Origin of the sequence: Compostimonas suwonensis (assembly GCF_002797855.1) — a bacterium.
GTDB lineage: Bacteria > Actinomycetota > Actinomycetes > Actinomycetales > Microbacteriaceae > Compostimonas > Compostimonas suwonensis.
Genome location: NZ_PGFB01000003.1, coordinates 115916 through 134625, shown reverse-complemented (window position 1 = coordinate 134625; position 18710 = coordinate 115916). Strand labels below are relative to the sequence as shown.

Sequence of the window (18710 nt, the reverse complement as noted above, 5' to 3'; positions counted from 1 at the left end):
CTCCCCTCCCTCGCGCGTGGGTTCAGCCTACGACGCGGGCTCGTTCCGGGGCGAGCCCCTTCGTCGAGAGCAGCGGTGTCATCACGGCACGACCCGGCCGAGCTGCCCGGGCAGCTGCGCGAAGAGCCGGCGGGCCGACTCGAGGCTCACCTCGATGCGCTGGCCGGTGCCGTCGCCGAGATAGACCCAGGTCTCCGGGGAGCCGTCGAACCGCCAGACGATCATGCTCAGCTCGGCGGATGTCGCGACCGCCCGGCCGCCGGGCGCGAGCACCACGGGCACCGGGTGGCCGCTGCCCACATGGCGGCGGTCGGCCGGCGGATCTGCGTCGGCGTGCTCCTGCACGCACCACGGCGGGCACGGCGTCTGCTGCCAAGCGGGGCGGTATCTGGTCACTGCGCGGCCCTCCTCTGCCGAGCGACCCGCCCGTCGGGGCGCTCGGGACCGCCGTGGATGACGCCGCCGCCGGGGTGCCCTGCCGACGACCGCATCCGCTCGTGGGGCGATCCGTGGGCCCATTGTCGCGCTTGCCACCGACACTCCAGGGGGAGCGGATTCGCGGTCAATCCCCTGTTCAGAGAGCATTTTTCCTGTGGATAACCGGCCCGCGGAGCGGTCTGTGGAGGGGAGGTCGCAGCTTAGAGGTTCGCGATGCCCTTGCCGATCACCACAACGCCCATCACCAGCAGGAGCACTCCCATGACCACGGCGTTGTTCTGCACGAGCCAGCCGCGCAGCCGCTCGAGAGGGCCCTCCATGCGCTTCGTCGCCACCAGATAGGCGATCACGGGGATGGCGATGCTCAACGAGGCGATGATCGTGAAGATCACGATGACGAGCACCGTCGAGCCGACGGCGAGGTCGTCGGCACCGATCGCGAGGCCCGCGGCGACGGCCAGGAGCAGGTTCTTGGGATTCACGGCCGAGAGCAGGAAGCCGAGCCCCAGGCCGCGCAGCGTCGTCATCGTGTCGATGGCCGCCATCCACTTCGGCAGGGCGGCCGTCGCGCCCTCCTTCGGGCGGCTGCGCCACTGGCGCACGGCGAGCAGCAGGAGAAGAACGCCGAGCACGATCTTGATGACCCCGACCGTGGGCTTCGGATCGCTCGGGTCGCTCGCCGGGATGAGGTTCGACAGGAGCGTGAAGACCGTGACGGCCACGATGATGCCGACCATCCAGCCGAGCAGAAAGCCGACGCTCGTTCCCTTCGCCTTCGGCGAGAGCAGCATGAGGATCGCGGCGATGATCGGGATCGGGCTGACCGCGATGCCGAGAGCGAGAGGAAGTGCTTCTCCGAGTGCGCCGCCCATGGTTCCCCCTTCGCGGCCGCGGGCCCGGGATGGGCTCCGGGCGACCTCAGGAGGAGTCCGCCGATGACGACCGTGTGCTGTCGAAACTATCGGCAGGGCGGGCTGAGCGGAAGCACCCGGGCGAGGCTAGTCGGCGGCCGCGGCATCCTGGGCCCGTCCCGGCGCGGAGAGCGCGTCGATCGCCGCCCGATTCGTGCCGAACACCTCGACGCCGTCGAGCAGGCCGTAGTGCGCGAGCTGCCGCCGCAGATCCGGGCGCAGCCGGCTGTAGTGCAGGGCGACGTCGTGGTCGCCGAGCCAGCGGCGCGCGGACTCGAGACCCTCCGAGCCGGTCACGTCGACGTCGGTCACCGCCTCGAGGTCGATCACGAGATGCCGCACCTGCCCCGGCGGCGCGGACGTGACCGCCTTGCGCACGGCGTCTTCGAAGACGGAGGCGTTCGCGAAGAACAACGGCGCCGCGAAACGCAGCACGACGACACCCGGAGCCGTCACCGCGCCCGGGGCCGTCTCCGGCAGCAGCGAGCTGCCCGGTGCGTCGTCGGCGCCCAGGATGTCGACCGCCGGGGTCGCCGCGCGGCCGGCCAGGTTGATCAGCGCGAGCACGAAGGCGAGCACGATGCCCGCGATCGGCCCGAGCAGCAGCGCTCCGAGGAAGCAGACCGCGCCCACCGCGAACTCGACCCTCTGCAGCCGCCACAGCGAGACGAAGTCGCGGATGCCGAGCAGGGGCACGATCGCGACCGCGACGATCGCTCCGATCGCGGGCGAGGGGATGTGCTCGAGCAGCGCCGTGCCGAAGATCACGAGGGCGAGGGTGCCGACGGCGGTCACGATGCTGGGCAGCTGGGTGCGCGATCCGGCCTGGTCCATGGCCGCGGTGCGCGACGTCGAGGAGCCGACCGTGAAGCCGCCCGTCGCTCCGGCCGCGACGTTCGCGGCGCCGAAGGCGAGCAGGTCGCGGTCGGGGCTCGTGCGGTACCCCCGCTTCTCGCCGTAGCTGCGGGCCACGAGCAGCCCCTCGGCCATCGTGACCATCGCGAGCGCGATCGCAGACGGCACGAGCTGCAGCCACGTGCTCCACTCGAGAACGGGCCACGTGAGGGTGGGCGGCCCCGCGTCCACCGGGCCGAGCACCGCGACGCCGGCCGCCTCGAGCCCCGTCGTGACCACGAGCACCGTCGAGAGCACGAGCACGATGAGAGCCCACGGCACGGCACGGGCGAGCCGTCGGCCCACCACGAGCACGGCGATCGAGGCGAAGGAGATGAGCACCGCCCAGATGTTGAGCGTGGGCAGACCGGTCACGAGGTCGACGACCTTCTCGACGAACTCCCCGCCGCTGTCGATCGTCACCCCGAGCATCTTCGCCGTCTGGCTCACGAGGATGTCGAGGGCGAGGCCGCCGACGAAGCCCACGAGGATCGGCTTGGAGAGGAAGCTCGCGAGGAACCCGAGCCTGAACACGGCGCAGAGCACGAAGATGACGCCGCAGATGATCGCCTGGGCGAAGGCGAGCGTCAGGTAGTCGGCGCTGCCGGCCACGGCGAGGCCGCCGAGCGAGGAGGCAACGAGGGCGGCGGCCGCGGCATCCGGAGACGCGACGAGCTGCCGTGACGAGACGATGAGCGCGTAGGCGATCGCCGGCACGACGAGGGCGTAGAGTCCCGCTGTCGGCGGCAGACCGGCGATCTGGGCGTAGCCGATGTTGAGCGGCACCGCGATCGCCAGCAGGGTCACCCCCGCGAGCGTCTCGCGCCCGGCGTTGCGGAGCGTCAGTCCCGGCAGGATCCGCACGACGCCCCCTCGCTCGCGTAGCACTCACGCGTTGCACTCACCCTAGGAGAGAGCGGATGCCGCTGACCAGACCTTCGCGCGCCGAAACCGAGGGCGCGCAGAACAGGGGCGATCGGCGAACCGCCGCGAACGGATGCCTCGGCCCCGGCACGTCGGCCGGTTCATCCTGCCCGTCGCAGCGGCGCCCGCCGAGCGAGCTAGACGGCCGGGAACCCCGAGAACCGCAGCCCCCAGCGCACCGACCACTCCTCGCCGGGCTCCAGCCAGTGCAGCGCGTCGCCCGAGTTGAAGGCGTTGGTCGGGGCGGTCATGGGCTCGATGGCGACGGCGAGCTCCGCGCCGGGGAAGGTGCGGGTCGTGTAGACCTGCACGTATCCGAAGCTCTCGTCGGCCCACATCGCCACGCTGCGGCCGTCGGGCGCGGTGAGCGAGTGCACGCTCTCGCCGCCCTGCACGACCGTCTGCCCCCAGCCGTCGTCGAGGGAGAGGTCTCCGAGCACCTTTCCGGCCCGCAGGTCGTACTCGGTGAGGTCGACGGGGTGCTCGCTCACGACGTTGAGCCGCTCGTCGACCTCGAAATGCGTGTTCGCGGCGACTCGCAGGGTCAGGTCGGCGGCGGGCACGTCGCCGATCGTGAAGTAGGGGTGGGCGCCGATGGCGACGGGCGCCGTCTCGGTGCCGGCGTTGACGACCGTGTGGGTGACGTCGAGCCCGTCGGCGACGAGCTCGTAGCTCACGGTCGTGTCGAGCAGGAAGGGGTAGCCGAGCTGCGGGAAGACCGTCGCCGAGAGGGTGACGGCGTTCTCGGTGCGCGAGACGAGGTCGTAGGGCGAGAAGCGCAGCAGGCCGTGGATGGCGTTGGCGCGCGCGGGCTCGGTGATGGCCAGGTGCTGCGGGGCGCCGTCGAGCGACCACACGCCGTCTTTCACGCGGTTCGGCCACGGCACGAGCACGATGCCGGCGCCCTGCGGCGGAACCGACTGGAGCGGGAAGGGCTGGGCGAGATCGACGCCGCCGAGGGTGACCTCGCGGATGCCCGCGGCCACCTCGGTGATGACCGCGCGGAGCGGGCCGCTCGGGGTCGACAGGCTGAGCTCGTACTGTTCTCCGGTGGGTGCGCGCATGCGAATCAGCCTAGCGGCGACACCGCGCCGACCTCATCCGGCTCGCACGATCTCGAGCCCTGTGGCCCCCAGCTCGTCGAGCACGCCGGCGGATGCCCCGGCGCCCGTGACGAGCGTCGCGAACTCCTCGATGCCGCCGATCCGGCCGAGGTGCACCTCTCCGAGCTTCGAGGAGTCGGCGACGACGACCCCGCGTGTGGCGGCGGCGAGCATCATCCTCTTCACCTCGGTCTCGGGCAGGTTCACGTTGGTGACCCCGCGGGCCGCGTCGACCCCGTTGCAGCCGAGGAAGGCGAGGTCGGCGTGGATGTCGCGCAGCATCGTCTGGGCGAGCGGGTTGACGAGCGAGTGCTGACGGGGCCGCAGCGTCCCGCCCGTGACGAGCACCGTGAAGCGCGGGATGGCCTGCTCCAGCTCGAGGGCGATGTTCAGGCCGTTGGTGATGATCGCGACATCCGTGAGCTCGGTGCGGGCCACGAGCGCCCGGGCGACGGCCGCCGCGGTCGTGCCGACGTCGAGGATGACGCTGTTGCCCGAGCGCACGAGCGCGGCGGCCGCTGCGCCGATGGCCTGCTTCTCGGCCGCGGAGGCTTCGAGGGACTCCTCGAAGGAGGGCTCGCGGGCGAGGCTGCGGTTGCCGACGACCGCGCCGCCGTGCACCCGGTGCACGGCGTTGCTCTCGTCGAGCACGTCGAGGTCGGCGCGCACGGTCACGGGCGAGACGCCGAGGGCCTGGCTGAGGTCGCCGACGGTCACGAAGCCGAGCTCGGTGACGAGCGCGAGCATACGCTCGCGCCGCAGCAGGGCGGGCAGGGCTCGGGGTTCGCCGTCGGTCATGACTCAATCTTCATTTACTTTGTTTCTCTTGTAAAATAGAAAGTGCGAGTTTCGCATCCTGCCATCACTTAAGGACTCTTCGTGGGCACCATCACCAAGCGCGAGCACCGTCTCTCCGACGGTCGCGAGCTCATCTACTTCGACGACGCCGACACGACCCTGGCGCCCGATCGCTTGCCCGATCTGCGCGAGCCCGCACCCCGGCCGGCGACGGCCAGCATGCGGCAGGACGCGCTCACCGGCGAGTGGGTGTCGATCGCCTCCGCCCGCCAGAACCGCGCCTTCCTGCCGCCCGCCGAGCTCGACCCGCTCGCCCCGGCCTCCCCCGGCAACCCCTCCGAGGTGCCGAGCAACTACGACGTGGCCGTCTTCGAGAACAAGTCGCCCTCGTTCGGGCCGCTGCTCGTCGACGAGAACGCGCCCCGCGACCTGGCCGACCTGAGCGAGATCGGGCTCGGGCGCAGCCGCACCTCGGTCGGCCGCTGCGAGGTCGTCTGCTTCAGCCCCGAGCACGAGGGCTCCTTCGGCAGCGTGAGCCGGTCCCGCGCGCGCACCGTGATCGAGGCCTGGGCCGACCGCACGGCCGCGCTCTCGGCTCTGCCCGGGGTGCAGCAGGTGTTCCCCTTCGAGAACCGCGGCGAGGCTATCGGGGTGACCCTCCGGCATCCGCACGGGCAGATCTACTCCTACCCCTACGTGACGCCGCGCACGACCAGGCTCATCTCCTCGATCGACTCCTACGGCCCCACGCTCTTCGCCGACATCCTCGAGAGCGAGCGCTCCTCCGAGCGCGTGCTCCTCGCCGGCGAGCACTGGACCGCCTTCGTGCCCTTCGCCGCCCGCTGGCCCATCGAGGCGCACCTGCTGCCGAACCGGCAGATCGCCGACCTCGCCGAGACGAGCGACACCGAGCGCGACGAGCTCGCCGTGCTCTACCTGGAGCTTCTGCGGGGCATCGACGCGCTGTACGAGACACCGACGCCGTACATCGCGGCGTGGCATCAGGCGCCCGTGAACGTGCGGCGCGGCGACATCCGCCTCATGCTGCAGGTGACCTCGCCGCGGCGGGCGGTCGACAAGCTCAAATTCCTCGCGGGATCCGAGTCGGCCATGGGAGCATTCATTGGGGATGTCGCCCCCGAGACCTCAGCGGAGCTGCTGCGCGACGGCATCGAGCGAGCACGAAAGGCCAATCCGGTATGACCGACATTCGACAGGACGTCCTCCAGGGGTTCGAGCAGCGCTTCGGGCGCAGGGCGCAGGGCGTCTGGTCGGCTCCCGGCCGGGTGAACCTCATCGGCGAGCACACCGACTACAACGAAGGCTTCGTCTTCCCCTTCGCGATCAACCGGCGCACGCTCGTGGCCGTCGCCAAGCGCGACGACCACGTCGCACGGGTCGCGAGCACCTTCAGCGACGAGGCGCACGAGACCGATCTGCTCTCCCTGCGCCCCGACAAGCTGCACGGCTGGTCGGCCTACCCGCTCGGCGTCGCCTGGGCCCTCGGCCAGTTCGGCGCCGACCTGTGGACGGTTCCGGGCGTCGACATCTTCGTCGTCTCGGAGGTTCCCGTCGGCGCGGGGCTCTCCTCCTCGGCCGCGATCGAGAGCGCCGTGGCCGTCGCCCTGACCGACATCTGGAAGCTCGACTTCGACCGCCGCGCCCTCGCCCGGGTCGGCCAGCTCGCCGAGAACAAGGCCGTGGGCGCCCCGACGGGCATCATGGACCAATCGGCCTCCCTGCTCGGCCGCCGTGACGCAGGGGTCTTCCTCGACTGCCGCAACCTGCACGAGGAGATCATTCCGCTCGGCTTCGAGAACGCCGATCTCGAGCTGCTCGTGATCGACACGAAGGTCAGCCACTCCCACGCGACCGGCGGCTACGCGGCCCGGCGCGCCTCCTGCGAGGCCGGAGCCCGCGCCCTCGGCGTCGAGTCGCTGCGCGACGTGCACGTCGACGACCTGCCCCGCGCGCAGCAGATCCTCGACGACGAGACCTTCCGCCGGGTGCGCCACGTCGTCACCGAGAACCAGCGCGTGCTCGACACCGTGCGCACGCTGCGCGAGCACGGCCCGACCGCGATCGGCGGGCTCCTGGATGCCTCGCACCTCTCCATGCGCGACGACTTCGAGATCTCGGTGCCCGAGCTCGACCTCGCCGTCGAGGCGTCTCGCGGCGCCGGGGCACTCGGGGCGCGGATGACCGGCGGCGGCTTCGGCGGGGCGGCCATCGCCCTCACCCCGCGTCCGCTCGTGGGCGCCGTGCGCGCCGCCGTCGAGTCGGCGTTCGCCGAGCGCGGCTACACGGCCCCCGACGTCTTCGCCGTGTCGGCGGCCGCCGGCGCCACCCGCGAGGAGTAGCCCGCCCGTCCCCCTCCCCCCTTGCTCGTTGGTTACTCAAAACGACGGAGTTTTTGGCTTAAACGGCCGTTTTCGCGGCATCCGGCGCCTCTCAGGGCAGAATCTCCGTCGTTTTGAGTGGGGTTGGAGGGTTGGAGGGAAAGGGTGCGGCAGGATCGAAGGATGACGAGTTCCCCCGAATCCCGAGTTCTCAGCCTTCCGCACGAGGGCACCCCGTCGATCGCCGAGACGGCGTGGACGGCGCCCGGCGCCGTGATCGTCGGCAACGTCGTGCTGCACGACGAGTCGAGCGTCTGGTACAACTCCGTGCTGCGCAGCGAGTCGGAGACGATCGAGCTCGGCGAGGGCTCGAACATCCAGGACAACTGCTCGCTGCACGTCGACGTGGGCTTTCCGCTCACGATCGGCCGCGGCGTCTCCGTCGGCCACGGCGCCGTGCTGCACGGCTGCACGATCGGCGACGACGTGCTCGTGGGCATGGGCGCGACCGTGCTCAACGGCGCCGTGATCGGAGCCGGCTCGCTCATCGCCGCCGGCACCGTGCTGCTCGAGGGCACCGTCGTGCCGCCCGGATCGCTCGTGGCCGGCGTGCCGGGGCGGGTCAAACGCGAGCTCGGCGACGGGGAGCTCGCCGGCATCCGTCGCAACGCGGCCACCTACCGCACCCTCGCCGCCCTGCACGCCCAGGCCTGACCGAGGCTCGCGGCGCACGCTGTTCGTCGTGGCGCACCTTCGCCGATGCGCCGCGACGAACAGCGTGCGCCGCGAAGCTCAGAGGGGCGGCTCGACCGCGGTCTCGGCGCCCGAGGTGACCCGCACGAGCTCGGCGTACGAGAGCGGGAAGATCGTGTGCGCGTGGCCGGCGGCGGCCCACAGCTGCGGGTAGTCGGCGAGCGCGGTGTCGACGAAGGTGCGCAGAGGAGCCGGATGCCCGAGCGGCGCGACCCCGCCGATGACCTGACCGGTGGCCGCCTTGACGGTCGCAGCCGAGGCCCGTTCGAGCGAGCCGCCGAGCTGCGCGCCCAGCCAGGCGGTGTCCACGCGGTGCCGGCCCGAGGTCATCACGAGCACGGGCTCACCGTCGAGGGTGAACACGAGCGAGTTGGCGATGGCCCCGACCTCGACGCCGAGGGCTGCGGCGGCGTCCGCGGCGGTCGGGGTCGCGGCATCCAGCCACCGCACCTCCCCGACCACGCCCGAGGCACGCAGTGCCGCCTCGACGCGGTCGACGGCCGGATGACTCGAGATCGTCACGATTCAGCTCACGAGCCCTGCGCCGCAGCCCGCTCGCGCACCGCACGCTCTGCGGCCTCGACGACGTTCGCGAGCAGCATCGCGCGGGTCATCGGGCCCACGCCTCCCGGCACGGGAGACAGGAAGCCGGCGACCTCGGCGACAGCCGGGTCGACGTCGCCCGTGAGCTTCGCCTTGCCCGTCTCGTCGTCGACGACACGAGTGATGCCCACGTCGAGCACCGCGGCGCCGGGCTTCACCCAGTCGGGCTTGATGAGAGCGGGCACGCCGACCGCCGCGACGACGACGTCGGCACGGCGCACCTCGGCGGCCAGGTCGACCGTGCGCGAGTGGGTGAGTGTCACTGTGGCGTCGACGCCTTTGCGGGTGAGCAGCAGACCGAGCGGGCGTCCGACGGTCAGCCCGCGGCCGACCACAACGACGTGCGTGCCCGGGATCGAGACCCCGTAGCGGGTGAGCATCTCGACGATGCCGGCCGGGGTGCAGGGCAGCGGCGAGTCGAGCTCGCCGTCGACGCCGAGCACGAGCCGGCCGAGGTTCGTCGGGTGCAGGCCGTCGGCATCCTTCGCGGGGTCGATGAGCTCGAGCATCGCGTTCTCGTCGATGCCCTTCGGCAACGGCAGCTGGATGATGTAGCCGGTGACCGAGGGGCTCGCGTTGAGATCGGCGATGGCCGCGCGGATGTCGGCCGCCGACGCCGTCTCCGGCAGGTCGATGCGGATCGACTCGATGCCGACCTCCGCGCAGTCGCGGTGCTTGCCCGCGACGTAGGAGCGCGAGCCTGGGTCGTCGCCCACCAGCAGCGTGCCGAGGCCGGGGACGACGCCCTGGGCCTTGAGCGCAGTGATGCGCTCGATGAGCTCCGACTTGACGGCGGATGCGGTCGCGACGCCGTCGAGGACGACGGCGGTCACTGCTGCAGGCCCGGGTAGAGCGGGAAGGCGCCCGTGAGGTTCTTCACGCGCGCGCGGAGAGCCGCGACATCCGCGCCCGGCTTGAGGGCCAGCGCGATGATGTCGGCGACCTCGGTGAACTCGGCGTCGCCGAAGCCGCGGGTCGCGAGTGCGGGCGTTCCGATGCGCAGACCCGAGGTGACCATGGGCGGGCGCGGGTCGAAGGGAACCGCGTTGCGGTTGACCGTGATGCCGACCTCGTGCAGCACGTCTTCGGCCTGCTGGCCGTCGAGCGGCGAGTCGCGCAGGTCGGCGAGGACGAGGTGCACGTCGGTGCCTCCGGTGAGCACGTCGACGCCGTCGGCCTTCGAGTCGTCGGCGGTCAGGCGGTCGGCGAGGATGGCGGCGCCTCGGATGGTGCGCTCCTGCCGGTCGCGGAACTCCTCCGTGCCGGCGAGCTTGAACGCCGTCGCCTTGGCCGCGATGACGTGCATGAGCGGGCCGCCCTGCTGGCCGGGGAAGACGTTCGAGTTGAGCTTCTTGGCGAGCTCGGTGTCACGGCTCACGATGAAGCCCGAGCGCGGGCCGCCGATCGTCTTGTGCACGGTCGAGCTCACGACGTCGGCGTAGGGCACGGGCGACGGATGCAGGCCTGCCGCGACGAGTCCGGCGAAGTGCGCCATGTCGACCCAGAGCGTGGCGCCCACCTCGTCGGCGATCGCGCGGAACGCCGCGAAGTCGAGGTGGCGCGGGTAGGCCGACCAGCCGGCGATGATGACGCGGGGCTTGTGCTCGAGGGCCTTGTCGCGCACGACGTCCATGTCGACGAGGAAGGTCTCCGGGTCGACGCCGTAGGAGACGGCGTTGTAGAGCTTGCCCGAGAAGTTGAGCTTCATGCCGTGGGTGAGGTGGCCGCCGTGCGAGAGCTCGAGGCCGAGGATCGTGTCGCCGGGGGTCGCGACGGCCGAGAGCACGGCCGCGTTCGCGGAGGCGCCCGAGTGCGGCTGCACGTTCGCGTACTCGGCGCCGAAGAGCTTCTTGGCGCGGTCGATCGCGAGCTGCTCGGCGATGTCGACGTATTCGCAGCCGCCGTAGTAGCGGCGGCCCGGGTAGCCTTCGGCGTACTTGTTCGTGAGCACGGAGCCCTGCGACTGCAGAACCGAGACGGGAACGAAGTTCTCGCTCGCGATCATCTCGAGGGTGTCGCGCTGACGGCCCAGTTCGAGTTCGAGAACCTCGGCGATCTCCGGATCGACGACGGAGAGCGGTTCGTTGAAGGTGGATGGCAGACGGTCGGACAAGACTGGCTCCTTCGTGACATGGCGGCAGAAACTACGGTATCCGTTTCGGCCCAGGCGTACGGCCGAATCCGTGTCAATCGCTCCCCGATGGTGACCATCTGAACGCCAGTCGCGACATCCGCGAGTTTAGCAGCCGCGCGTCGCGATGATCGGCGGAGGAGACGCCGGGAAGGCCGGTGCAGACGACGGGCGGACGCCGAGGGGCCCGGAGCCGGGTGGCGGGGCGCGGGTGACCCCGGCGGCACGAGCAGACGACCGGGGTATCTCCTGGCCGAGGCAGAGTGAGGGCTGGGTGTCCCCCCGGATCACCCAACCCCCACACTTTTCCCGGGAACCAGTGCGCTCTCGCGCTCCCCCTAGCTCACCGGGTGCCTCCTCGCGACGTTCGGGTCGATCGCGATGGTCTTGCTCAGCACATCGCCAGGGCTCCGTGCTGTGAAGGCTGCTTCGCCGTCAGGGAGATGTGCCTCTCCTGGCATCTGGGCTTCGCCTCTGCACTAAGAGAGGGGAGGTCCCGGGGTTTATGACGCGGGTTTGCGAACTTTTTCCAAGAAATTTCTGCGCGATCGTCTCGACGGGCTCCCCTGAACCCTTTTCGGGGGTGATACGGGGGTGATACGGGGGTGAAACCGGGGTTCCAGCCCCCTCGGATGCGGCCTGAGAGGGCCTCACGCGTAGAATTAGCCGCAAATACCCCCGAACCGCGTCATGGATGTGCGATCTCGTCGTCTCCTCAGATGAGATGACATTAAATCGAGACGATCGCCGCACCTTCGCCCGAACCCCCGGAGAGATTGTGGCCCTCAGACCGCCGTTGCGCCGCGCACCGGGCGATGGGCTGAGCGACGCCGAGCTCATCGAGCTCACGCGCTCCGGGGACTCGGCGGCCTTCGCCGAGCTCTGGACGAGGCACGCGCAGTCCGCGCGCACGGTCGCCCGTTCGTACACCTCGAGCCTCGACCCCGACGACCTCGTCTCCGAGGCGTTCGCGAAGGTCTTCCAGGCCATCCAGAAGGGCGGCGGGCCCACGGGCGCGTTCCGCCCGTACCTGTTCACGACGGTGCGCAACACCGCCGCCGAGTGGGGCCGCAAACGCCAGGAGACGTCGATCGACACCCTGGAGTCGTTCGAGGATCCCGCGTTCAGCGACGAGAAGACCCTCGAGGCCCTCGACAGGAGCCTCACCGCCCGGGCGTTCCAATCGCTTCCGACCCGCTGGCAGGAGGCGCTCTGGTACAGCGAGGTCGAGGGGATGACCCCCCAGGAGATGGCCCCGCTGCTCGGCATGAAGGCGAACGCGGTCGCGGCCCTCTGCTACCGGGCGCGCGAGGGCCTGCGTCAGGCCTGGATCCAGTCGCACCTCAACGCCGCCCCGGCCGACTCGGACTGCCGGTGGACGATCGAACGCCTCGCCGCGTACACCCGTGGCGGCACCGGCATCCGCGAGTCCCGTCGTATCGAGACGCACCTCGACGGCTGCGCCAAGTGCACGATCGTCGCCGCCGAGGCGAAGGATGTCGACTCCCGTCTCGCCCTCGTGCTGCTGCCCCTCGCAGCGGGCGTCGCCGGCGCGACCGGCTACCTCGCCTGGCTGCAGGCCGGCGCGCCCGTCGCGACGATGGCCATGGGCGCGGGCGGGGCGTCGGTCGTCGGCACGGGCACGACCGTCGGGGCCGGAGTCGGCGCGGGGGCCGGAGCCGGGGCATCCGGCGGCGCTGGAGTCGGCGGCGCTGGAGTCGGCGGAGCTGGAGCCGGCGGAGCTGGAGCCGGCGGAGCTGGAGCCGGCGGAGCTGGAGCCGGCGGAGCTGCGGCTGGCGGAGCTGGAGCCGGCGGAGCTGCGGCTGGCGGAGCCGCGGCCGGTGCGGCTGCCGGAGCCGGCGCCGCAGCGGGCGCGAGCGTCGCCACGGGCGTCATCGCCGGAACCGTCGTGACCGCCCTCGTCGCCGCGGGCATCGCGGCAGCCGTGACCCTCGGCCCGTCCCTCTGGGCGCCGCCCACCTCGGAGCCGATCGCGGGCGCCGAGCAGGGCACCGCCGAGGCGCCGAGCGACGCGGATGACACCGGCTCTCAGGCGCCGGCGGCCGATCCGCAGCCCCCCGTCGTCCCTCCCGTTGTGGAGCAGGCGCCGGTGGCTCCCGAGCCTCCCGTCACCCGCACGCCCGTGCGCGACCCCCGGCCGGTGCCCGACGACCCGGTGAAGCCGTCCGACCCCGTCAAGCCGACGGAGCCGCAGAAACCGGTCGTGCCGAACGAGCCCGCCGACCCGCAGACGCCGGTCGACCCCGAGGTTCCGGTCGACCCGCCGACCGACCCCGAAGTGCCCGTCGACCCGGAGACCCCCACCGACCCGGAGACCCCGACGGATCCGGAGACCCCGACGGAGCCCGAGGAGCCCACCGACCCGGAGCCGCCGGCCGACACCGAGGCCCTGCCTCCCGTCGTGACCGCCGGCGACGCCCCGAGCTGGCTGTACCCCGAGCTGCGCGGAACCGCGGAGCCCGGCGCCACGGTCGCCTTCCAGGTGACGACGATCGACGGCGTGCCCGTCGCTCAGCAGATCGACGGACGACCGATCGAGGCGTCGACGGCCGACGACGCGGGCACCTGGGTCGCATCGCCGCTCGCACTGGCCGGCGGCCGGTACCTCGTGCGGGCGCTCCAGACCGACCCCTCGGGCAACGTCTCCGAGGCGAGCGCGCCGCTGACGCTCGACGTGCCCGCGGGCCCGACGATCCTCTCGCCGGCCAACGGGTCGAGCCTCCCCTGGCTGTCGTCGACGATCGTCATGCAGCTGGACTACCCGGAGGGCGCGCAGGTCGAGGTCTGCATGCTCGACGGGGGAACGAAGACCTGTCTCTCCCCCGCGCCGGGCGAGTCACCGGTGTTCGAGGCCGAGTTCACGTTCTGGGCGCACACCGTGACCCTGACCGCGAGCTACGTCGACCCGCTGCATCCCGAGCGCATCCAGCCGGCCACGGCCATCGGAGTCCAGGTCGGACTGATCTGATCGCCCGGGCGAGTCGCGTCACATCGTTCTGAAACAGCACACAGACGACGATCTGGCGCGACTCGCGCGACGCCGCGACCACCCGAGGCGAGGGCTGTCCGCCGGGGCCGGCGCGCGACGCGTCAGGCGGATGCCGCGGCCGCGGGCCCGACCCGGCGACGACGTGTCGTCGACAGCACGAGCACCAGCGCCACGGCCACGAAGCCCAGGTAGACGTACGGCTCGAACCCGACGCCGAGACCGTCGAAGGCGAGCGCGCCCACGAGGGCGCCCGCGCCGATCCCCACGTTGAAGGCCGTCGTGTAGATGGCGCTCGCGGTGTCGCGGAACGCCGCGGACGCCGTGTGCAGGAGCCGCGTCTGCAGGAGTGGGGGAAGGGCGCCGAAGGCGAGGCCCCAGAGCAGGAACGCGACGATCGCGACGACGGGCAGGGAGGCCGCGGCCGCGAGCACGGCGACGAAGACGCCGCAGACGAGAAGGGCGGAGATGAGCCCGATCTGCGGCCTCGGGCCGAACACCGATCCGGCGAGCACGAGACCGCCGACCCCCGCGACGCCGTAGCCGAACAGCAGGGTGCTGATGGTGCCCGGGTCGACGCCGACCACGTCGATCAGGTAGGGCGCGATGTAGGTGTAGAAGGCGTAGTGGCCGGTCATCGTGATGGCGGTGATCGTGCAGACGAGCAGCACGGGCCACACGGTGCTGTCGCGGCGGCGCCCGGGGTTCGCGGAGACCTCGGCCGCGGCATCCGCTCTGTCGACCGTGGGCAGGAAGCGCCAGACGAGCACGGCGCCCACCACGAGCAGCACGGCGAGCGCGCCGAAGGCGAGACGCCAGCCGAAGGCGTGGCCGAGCGCCGTGCCGAGCGGCACGCCGAGCACGAACGCGAGAGTGCCGCCGCTGATCGTGATCGAGACGGCCCGGCCGATCTGCTCCTTGGGCACGAGGTGGCCGGCGTACGCCCCGACGACCGACCAGAAGAGGCCGTGGGCGAGCCCGCCGATCACACGCGAGACGACGACGAAGCCGTAGCCGGGGGCGAGAGCCGTGAGCACGCTGCTGACGGCGAGCACGAACAGCACGCCGACGATGAGGGCGTGCCGCGGCATCCTCCGGGTGAGCATCGTGAGCGGCGCGCTCGAGACGACCACCGTGAAGGCGAAGACGGTCACGAGCAGGCCGATCTGCGACTCCGAGACGTCGAGCGATGCGCTCATGTCGGGCAGCAGGCCCGTGGGGATCATCTCGCCCGTGACCGAGAGGAAGGTCGCCGCCGAGAGCGCGATGAGGCCGACCCACGGAAACGGCTTCGGCTGAACGGATGTGGAACGTTGGGTGACAGACATGAAATGGCTCACGAATGGCGCATCCGCACGCAACGGGCTGACGGTGACCGGGGCGGATCGACTTCGCGCACGTGGGCGCGCCCAGGGCCGAGTGGGAACCACCGACCGGTATCGAGTGTAGCCGAGCAGCGCGAAAAGCATGCCGCGCAGCGCGTTACCCTATGCCAATGAGCTTTTCTGCGGCTGACCCCGTCGCCTCCGTTCCCGCGCACCATGACGCCGAGCGCATCACCCACTGGGTGCTCACGCTCGTCTGCGCCGACGGCCCCGGCATCGTGCACGCGATCAGCGGCGCGGTCGTCGCGGCGGGCGGCAACATCACCGAGAGCCAGCAGTTCTCGAGCGCCGACACCGGCCGCTTCTTCATGCGCCTGCAGGTCGAGACGACGACCGGGCGCGAGGAGTTCGAGAGCGCGCTGCGCCCCGTGACCGAGCGCTACGACATGACCTGGCAGCTCGACGTGGTCGGCCGCCCGCTGCGCACCCTCGTGCTCGCCTCCACCGCCGCGCACTGCCTCAACGACCTGCTGTTCCGCCAGCGCGCCGGCCAGCTGCCGGTCGAGATCCCGCTCGTGCTCAGCAACCACGGCACCCTGCGCGACCTCGCCGGGTTCTACGGCGTGCCCTTCGAGTCGATCCCGGTGACGGATGCCGCGAGCAAGGCCCTCTTCGAAGAGCGGGTCGTGCAGGCCGTCGAGGAGCACACCATCGAGCTCGTCGTGCTCGCCCGGTACATGCAGATCCTCTCCCCCGAGCTGTGCGAGCGGCTGAGCGGGCGGGCCATCAACATCCACCACTCCTTCCTGCCCGGCTTCAAGGGCGCGAACCCCTACAAGCAGGCGCACGCACGCGGCGTCAAGCTCATCGGCGCGACCGCCCACTTCGTGACGAGCGACCTCGACGAGGGCCCGATCATCGAGCAGAACGTCGTGCGGGTCGACCATTCCCGCTCGGCCTCGGAGCTCGTGGCGATCGGGCAGGACGAGGAGTCGCGCACCCTCACGCAGGCCGTCAAATGGTTCGCCGAAGACCGGGTCCTGCTCGACGGCGCGCGAACCATCATCTTCCGATGAGCCGCACTAAACTCGACCTCGTGGAGCAGCAGCAACGCCAGACCCCGGCCATCGGCGCTGGCGCCGTGCTCCGTTTTGTGCTCGAGCTCTTCGCCTTCTTCTCGCTCGGCTTCTGGGGCTTCGTCGCCTGGCCGTTCGCGTGGAACATCCTCGCCGGCATCGCGACCCCCGCCTTCGCGATCCTGCTCTGGGCGCTCTTCGTCTCCCCCAAGGCTGTCGTGCACCTCGATCCTTTCGGCCGCGCACTCGTCGAGATCTTCGTGATGGGCGCCGCGGCCCTCTCCTGGTGGAGCATCGGCCAGCCGATCATCGCCCTCGTCTTCGGGGTCGTCGCCGCCGTGAGCGGCGTTCTCAGCGGGCGCAAGGCCTATTCGTGACCATCCTCGTGCACGGTGCCCGCAAGATCGACGCCGACGGCGCGTTCGACGGCTACTGGCTCACGATCGAGGGTGAGACGATCACCCGCGTGGGCACCGGTCAGAGCTGGCGGGATTTCGCCGACGACGCCCGTCTCGTCGACGCGGGCGGCGCCATCCTGACCCCCGGCTTCATCGACCTGCACGGCCACGGCGGCGGCGGGCACGCCTACGACAACGGGGTCGACGAGATCAGTGCCGCATTGGCGACCCATCGCGCCCACGGCACGACCCGCTCCGTGATCAGCCTCGTCGCCAATCCGCTCGAGCGTCTCGAGCAGAGCCTCGGGGTCGTCGCCGGCCTCGTCGAGCACGACCCGCTCGTGCTCGGCACGCACCTCGAGGGGCCCTTCCTCTCGGTGGAGCGTCGCGGGGCGCACAACCCCGCCTTCCTGCACGCCCCCGACCCGGCCGAGATCGAGTCGCTGCTCGCCGCCGGCCGCGGCACCGTGCGCCAGATCACGATCGCCCCGGAGCTGCCCGGAGCCCTCGACGCGATCGGCGCCTTCGTCGACGCCGGCGTCATCGTCGCCATCGGTCACACGAACGCCGACTACGACCTCGCCCGGGATGCCTTCGAGCGGGGAGCGCGGCTGCTCACGCACGCCTTCAACGCGATGCCCGGCATCCATCACCGCTCGCCCGGGCCGGTCATCGCCGCCTTCCACGACCAGCGCGTGACGATCGAGCTCGTGCTCGACGGCAACCACGTGCACCCGGATGTCGCGGCCATGACCTTCCGCGCGGCCCCCGGCCGTGTGGCGCTCATCACCGACGCCATGGCCGCGGCCGGCTCGGTCGACGGCAACTACCGTCTCGGCTCGCTCAACGTCACCGTCGAGGGCGGCATCGCGATGCTCTCCGGCACCTCGACGATCGCGGGCTCGACGCTCACGCAGGACTCGGCGCTGCACTGCGCGGTCGTCACGACCGGCATCGAGCCGGTCGCCGCCGTCGAGGCGCTCACCGCCACGCCCGCACGCGTGCTCGGCCTCGACGACGAGCTCGGCTACCTGCGCCCCGGCTACGCCGCCGACCTCGTGCTGCTCTCCCCCGAGTGGCAGGTGCAGCGCGTCTGGGCTGCGGGCACCGAGCTCTCCCTCGCCACCGCCTGAGCCGCCCGGGCTCGGCTTGGCGCCGTCGCGGCGCACGTTGTTCGTCGGGGCGCACCGAGGAGTGTGCGCCGCGACGAAGAGCGTGCGCCGCGAACGCGGGCTACGAGGCGGGCGGCTTGTGGGCGGCCGTGTAGCGGTAGTAGTCGGCGAGAGCGAGGCGGGAGGCGGCGGGCTCGTCGAGGATGACCGTGGCGTGCGGGTGCAGTTGCAGCGCCGAGGCCGGCCACATGCTCGAGACGGGGCCCTCGACCGCGTGGGCCACGGCATCCGCTTTGCCCTCGCCCTGGGCCACGAGCAGCAGCTCGCGCGCGTCGAGGATCGTGCCGAGTCCCTGTGTGATGCAGTGCATCGGCACCTCGTCGAGCGAGGCGAAGAAGCGCGCGTTGTCGGCCCGGGTCTGCGGGGCGAGCGTCTTGATGCGCGTGCGGGAGGCGAGCGAGGAGGTCGGCTCGTTGAAGCCGATGTGGCCGTTCGCGCCGATGCCGAGCAGCTGGATGTCGATGCCACCGGCACGGGCGATCGCGAGCTCGTACTCGGCGGTCGTGCGCTCGACATCCTCGCTCAGGCCGTCGGGCACGCGCACGCGTTGCGGATCCATGCCGAGCGGCCCCACGACATCCCTCGCGATGACGGCGGCGTAGCTCTGCGGATGATCGACGGGCAGCCCGACGTATTCGTCGAGCGCGAAAGCCCGGGTGAGAGCAAGATCGAGCGACCCGTCGCGCACCCGACGCGCGAGCTCGGCGTAGATCGCCTGCGGGGAGGAGCCCGTGGCCAGGCCGAGCACGGCGCCGGGCTTCGCGCGAACGACCGAGGTGATCCGGTCGGCGGCCACGCGGCCGACCTCCTCCGGGGTGGGCAGGATGAGAACTTCCAT

17 protein-coding genes and 1 riboswitch are annotated in these 18710 nt (G+C 71.4%); of the genes, 7 read left to right on the top strand and 10 right to left on the bottom strand.

The window, feature by feature from the left end:
* Positions 1-81 precede the first annotated feature (81 nt).
* The 5 genes from CLV54_RS08450 to CLV54_RS08430 all read right to left on the bottom strand — a co-directional run bounded on the left by CLV54_RS08450 (position 82) and on the right by CLV54_RS08430 (position 5068).
* On the bottom strand, positions 82-396 hold the full coding sequence (locus CLV54_RS08450) for a DUF6907 domain-containing protein (RefSeq protein WP_157802882.1): 315 nt from the start codon (positions 394-396) through the stop codon (positions 82-84).
* Between the two features lie 242 nt (positions 397-638).
* On the bottom strand, positions 639-1310 hold the full coding sequence (locus CLV54_RS08445; RefSeq protein WP_100344542.1) for a GAP family protein: 672 nt from the start codon (positions 1308-1310) through the stop codon (positions 639-641).
* 126 nt (positions 1311-1436) lie between these two features.
* Entirely contained in the window at positions 1437-3107 is a 1671-nt protein-coding gene (locus tag CLV54_RS08440; protein WP_100344541.1) for a SulP family inorganic anion transporter, read from the bottom strand.
* A gap of 197 nt (positions 3108-3304) precedes the next feature.
* Positions 3305-4231, bottom strand: coding sequence for an aldose 1-epimerase family protein (locus CLV54_RS08435; protein WP_100344540.1), 927 nt, complete (start codon positions 4229-4231; stop codon positions 3305-3307).
* A gap of 33 nt (positions 4232-4264) precedes the next feature.
* A complete protein-coding gene (locus tag CLV54_RS08430; RefSeq protein WP_100344539.1) occupies positions 4265-5068 on the bottom strand; it encodes a DeoR/GlpR family DNA-binding transcription regulator in 804 nt (267 codons plus the stop codon).
* Positions 5069-5149: 81 nt separating this feature from the next.
* Between CLV54_RS08430 and galT the strand changes: the two genes are divergently transcribed.
* The 3 genes from galT to CLV54_RS08415 all read left to right on the top strand — a co-directional run bounded on the left by galT (position 5150) and on the right by CLV54_RS08415 (position 8121).
* The gene (galT, locus tag CLV54_RS08425) at positions 5150-6271 is read left to right on the top strand and encodes a galactose-1-phosphate uridylyltransferase (protein ID WP_100344538.1); all 1122 of its coding nucleotides are present in this window, start codon (positions 5150-5152) and stop codon (positions 6269-6271) included.
* Positions 6268-7428 carry a galactokinase gene (gene galK, locus CLV54_RS08420; protein ID WP_100344537.1) on the top strand — a complete coding sequence of 387 codons (1161 nt, stop codon included), beginning with the start codon at positions 6268-6270 and terminating at the stop codon, positions 7426-7428. The genes galT and galK overlap by 4 nt, the downstream gene beginning before the upstream one ends.
* 162 nt (positions 7429-7590) lie before the next feature.
* The gene (locus CLV54_RS08415; protein ID WP_100344536.1) at positions 7591-8121 is read left to right on the top strand and encodes a gamma carbonic anhydrase family protein; all 531 of its coding nucleotides are present in this window, start codon (positions 7591-7593) and stop codon (positions 8119-8121) included.
* Between the two features lie 78 nt (positions 8122-8199).
* On the opposite strand, the gene CLV54_RS08410 is transcribed toward CLV54_RS08415, so the two are convergent.
* Genes CLV54_RS08410 through glyA form a run of 3 tightly spaced genes read right to left on the bottom strand, consistent with a single transcriptional unit; the run spans position 8200 to position 10876 of the window.
* Positions 8200-8682, bottom strand: a complete 483-nt coding sequence (locus tag CLV54_RS08410; RefSeq protein ID WP_211294496.1) for a YbaK/EbsC family protein — start codon at positions 8680-8682, stop codon at positions 8200-8202.
* A gap of 8 nt (positions 8683-8690) precedes the next feature.
* Positions 8691-9596 (bottom strand): bifunctional methylenetetrahydrofolate dehydrogenase/methenyltetrahydrofolate cyclohydrolase, encoded by a 906-nt coding sequence (locus tag CLV54_RS08405; RefSeq protein WP_100344535.1) that lies wholly within the window; start codon positions 9594-9596, stop codon positions 8691-8693.
* Entirely contained in the window at positions 9593-10876 is a 1284-nt protein-coding gene (glyA, locus tag CLV54_RS08400) for a serine hydroxymethyltransferase (protein ID WP_100344534.1), read from the bottom strand. The genes CLV54_RS08405 and glyA overlap by 4 nt, the downstream gene beginning before the upstream one ends.
* Before the next feature lie 41 nt (positions 10877-10917).
* Positions 10918-10999, bottom strand: a riboswitch (ZMP/ZTP riboswitch).
* 673 nt (positions 11000-11672) lie between these two features.
* On the opposite strand from glyA, the gene CLV54_RS08395 reads away from it, so the two are divergent.
* Entirely contained in the window at positions 11673-13883 is a 2211-nt protein-coding gene (locus CLV54_RS08395) for a sigma-70 family RNA polymerase sigma factor (protein WP_170061970.1), read from the top strand.
* 122 nt (positions 13884-14005) lie between these two features.
* Here the strand turns inward: CLV54_RS08395 and CLV54_RS08390 are convergent, their stop codons facing one another.
* Positions 14006-15229, bottom strand: a complete 1224-nt coding sequence (locus CLV54_RS08390; RefSeq protein WP_100344532.1) for an MFS transporter — start codon at positions 15227-15229, stop codon at positions 14006-14008.
* Positions 15230-15396: 167 nt separating this feature from the next.
* Between CLV54_RS08390 and purU the strand changes: the two genes are divergently transcribed.
* The 3 genes from purU to nagA are packed head-to-tail and all read left to right on the top strand — an operon-like array spanning position 15397 to position 17833.
* Positions 15397-16302, top strand: a complete 906-nt coding sequence (purU, locus tag CLV54_RS08385; protein ID WP_100344531.1) for a formyltetrahydrofolate deformylase — start codon at positions 15397-15399, stop codon at positions 16300-16302.
* Positions 16299-16679 (top strand): YrdB family protein, encoded by a 381-nt coding sequence (locus CLV54_RS08380; RefSeq protein ID WP_100344530.1) that lies wholly within the window; start codon positions 16299-16301, stop codon positions 16677-16679. The genes purU and CLV54_RS08380 overlap by 4 nt, the downstream gene beginning before the upstream one ends.
* Positions 16676-17833, top strand: a complete 1158-nt coding sequence (nagA, locus tag CLV54_RS08375) for an N-acetylglucosamine-6-phosphate deacetylase (RefSeq protein ID WP_100344529.1) — start codon at positions 16676-16678, stop codon at positions 17831-17833. Before CLV54_RS08380 ends, nagA begins: the two co-directional genes overlap by 4 nt.
* Before the next feature lie 100 nt (positions 17834-17933).
* Here nagA and nagB read toward each other — a convergent pair whose 3' ends face one another.
* A complete protein-coding gene (gene nagB / locus CLV54_RS08370) occupies positions 17934-18710 on the bottom strand; it encodes a glucosamine-6-phosphate deaminase (RefSeq protein WP_100344528.1) in 777 nt (258 codons plus the stop codon).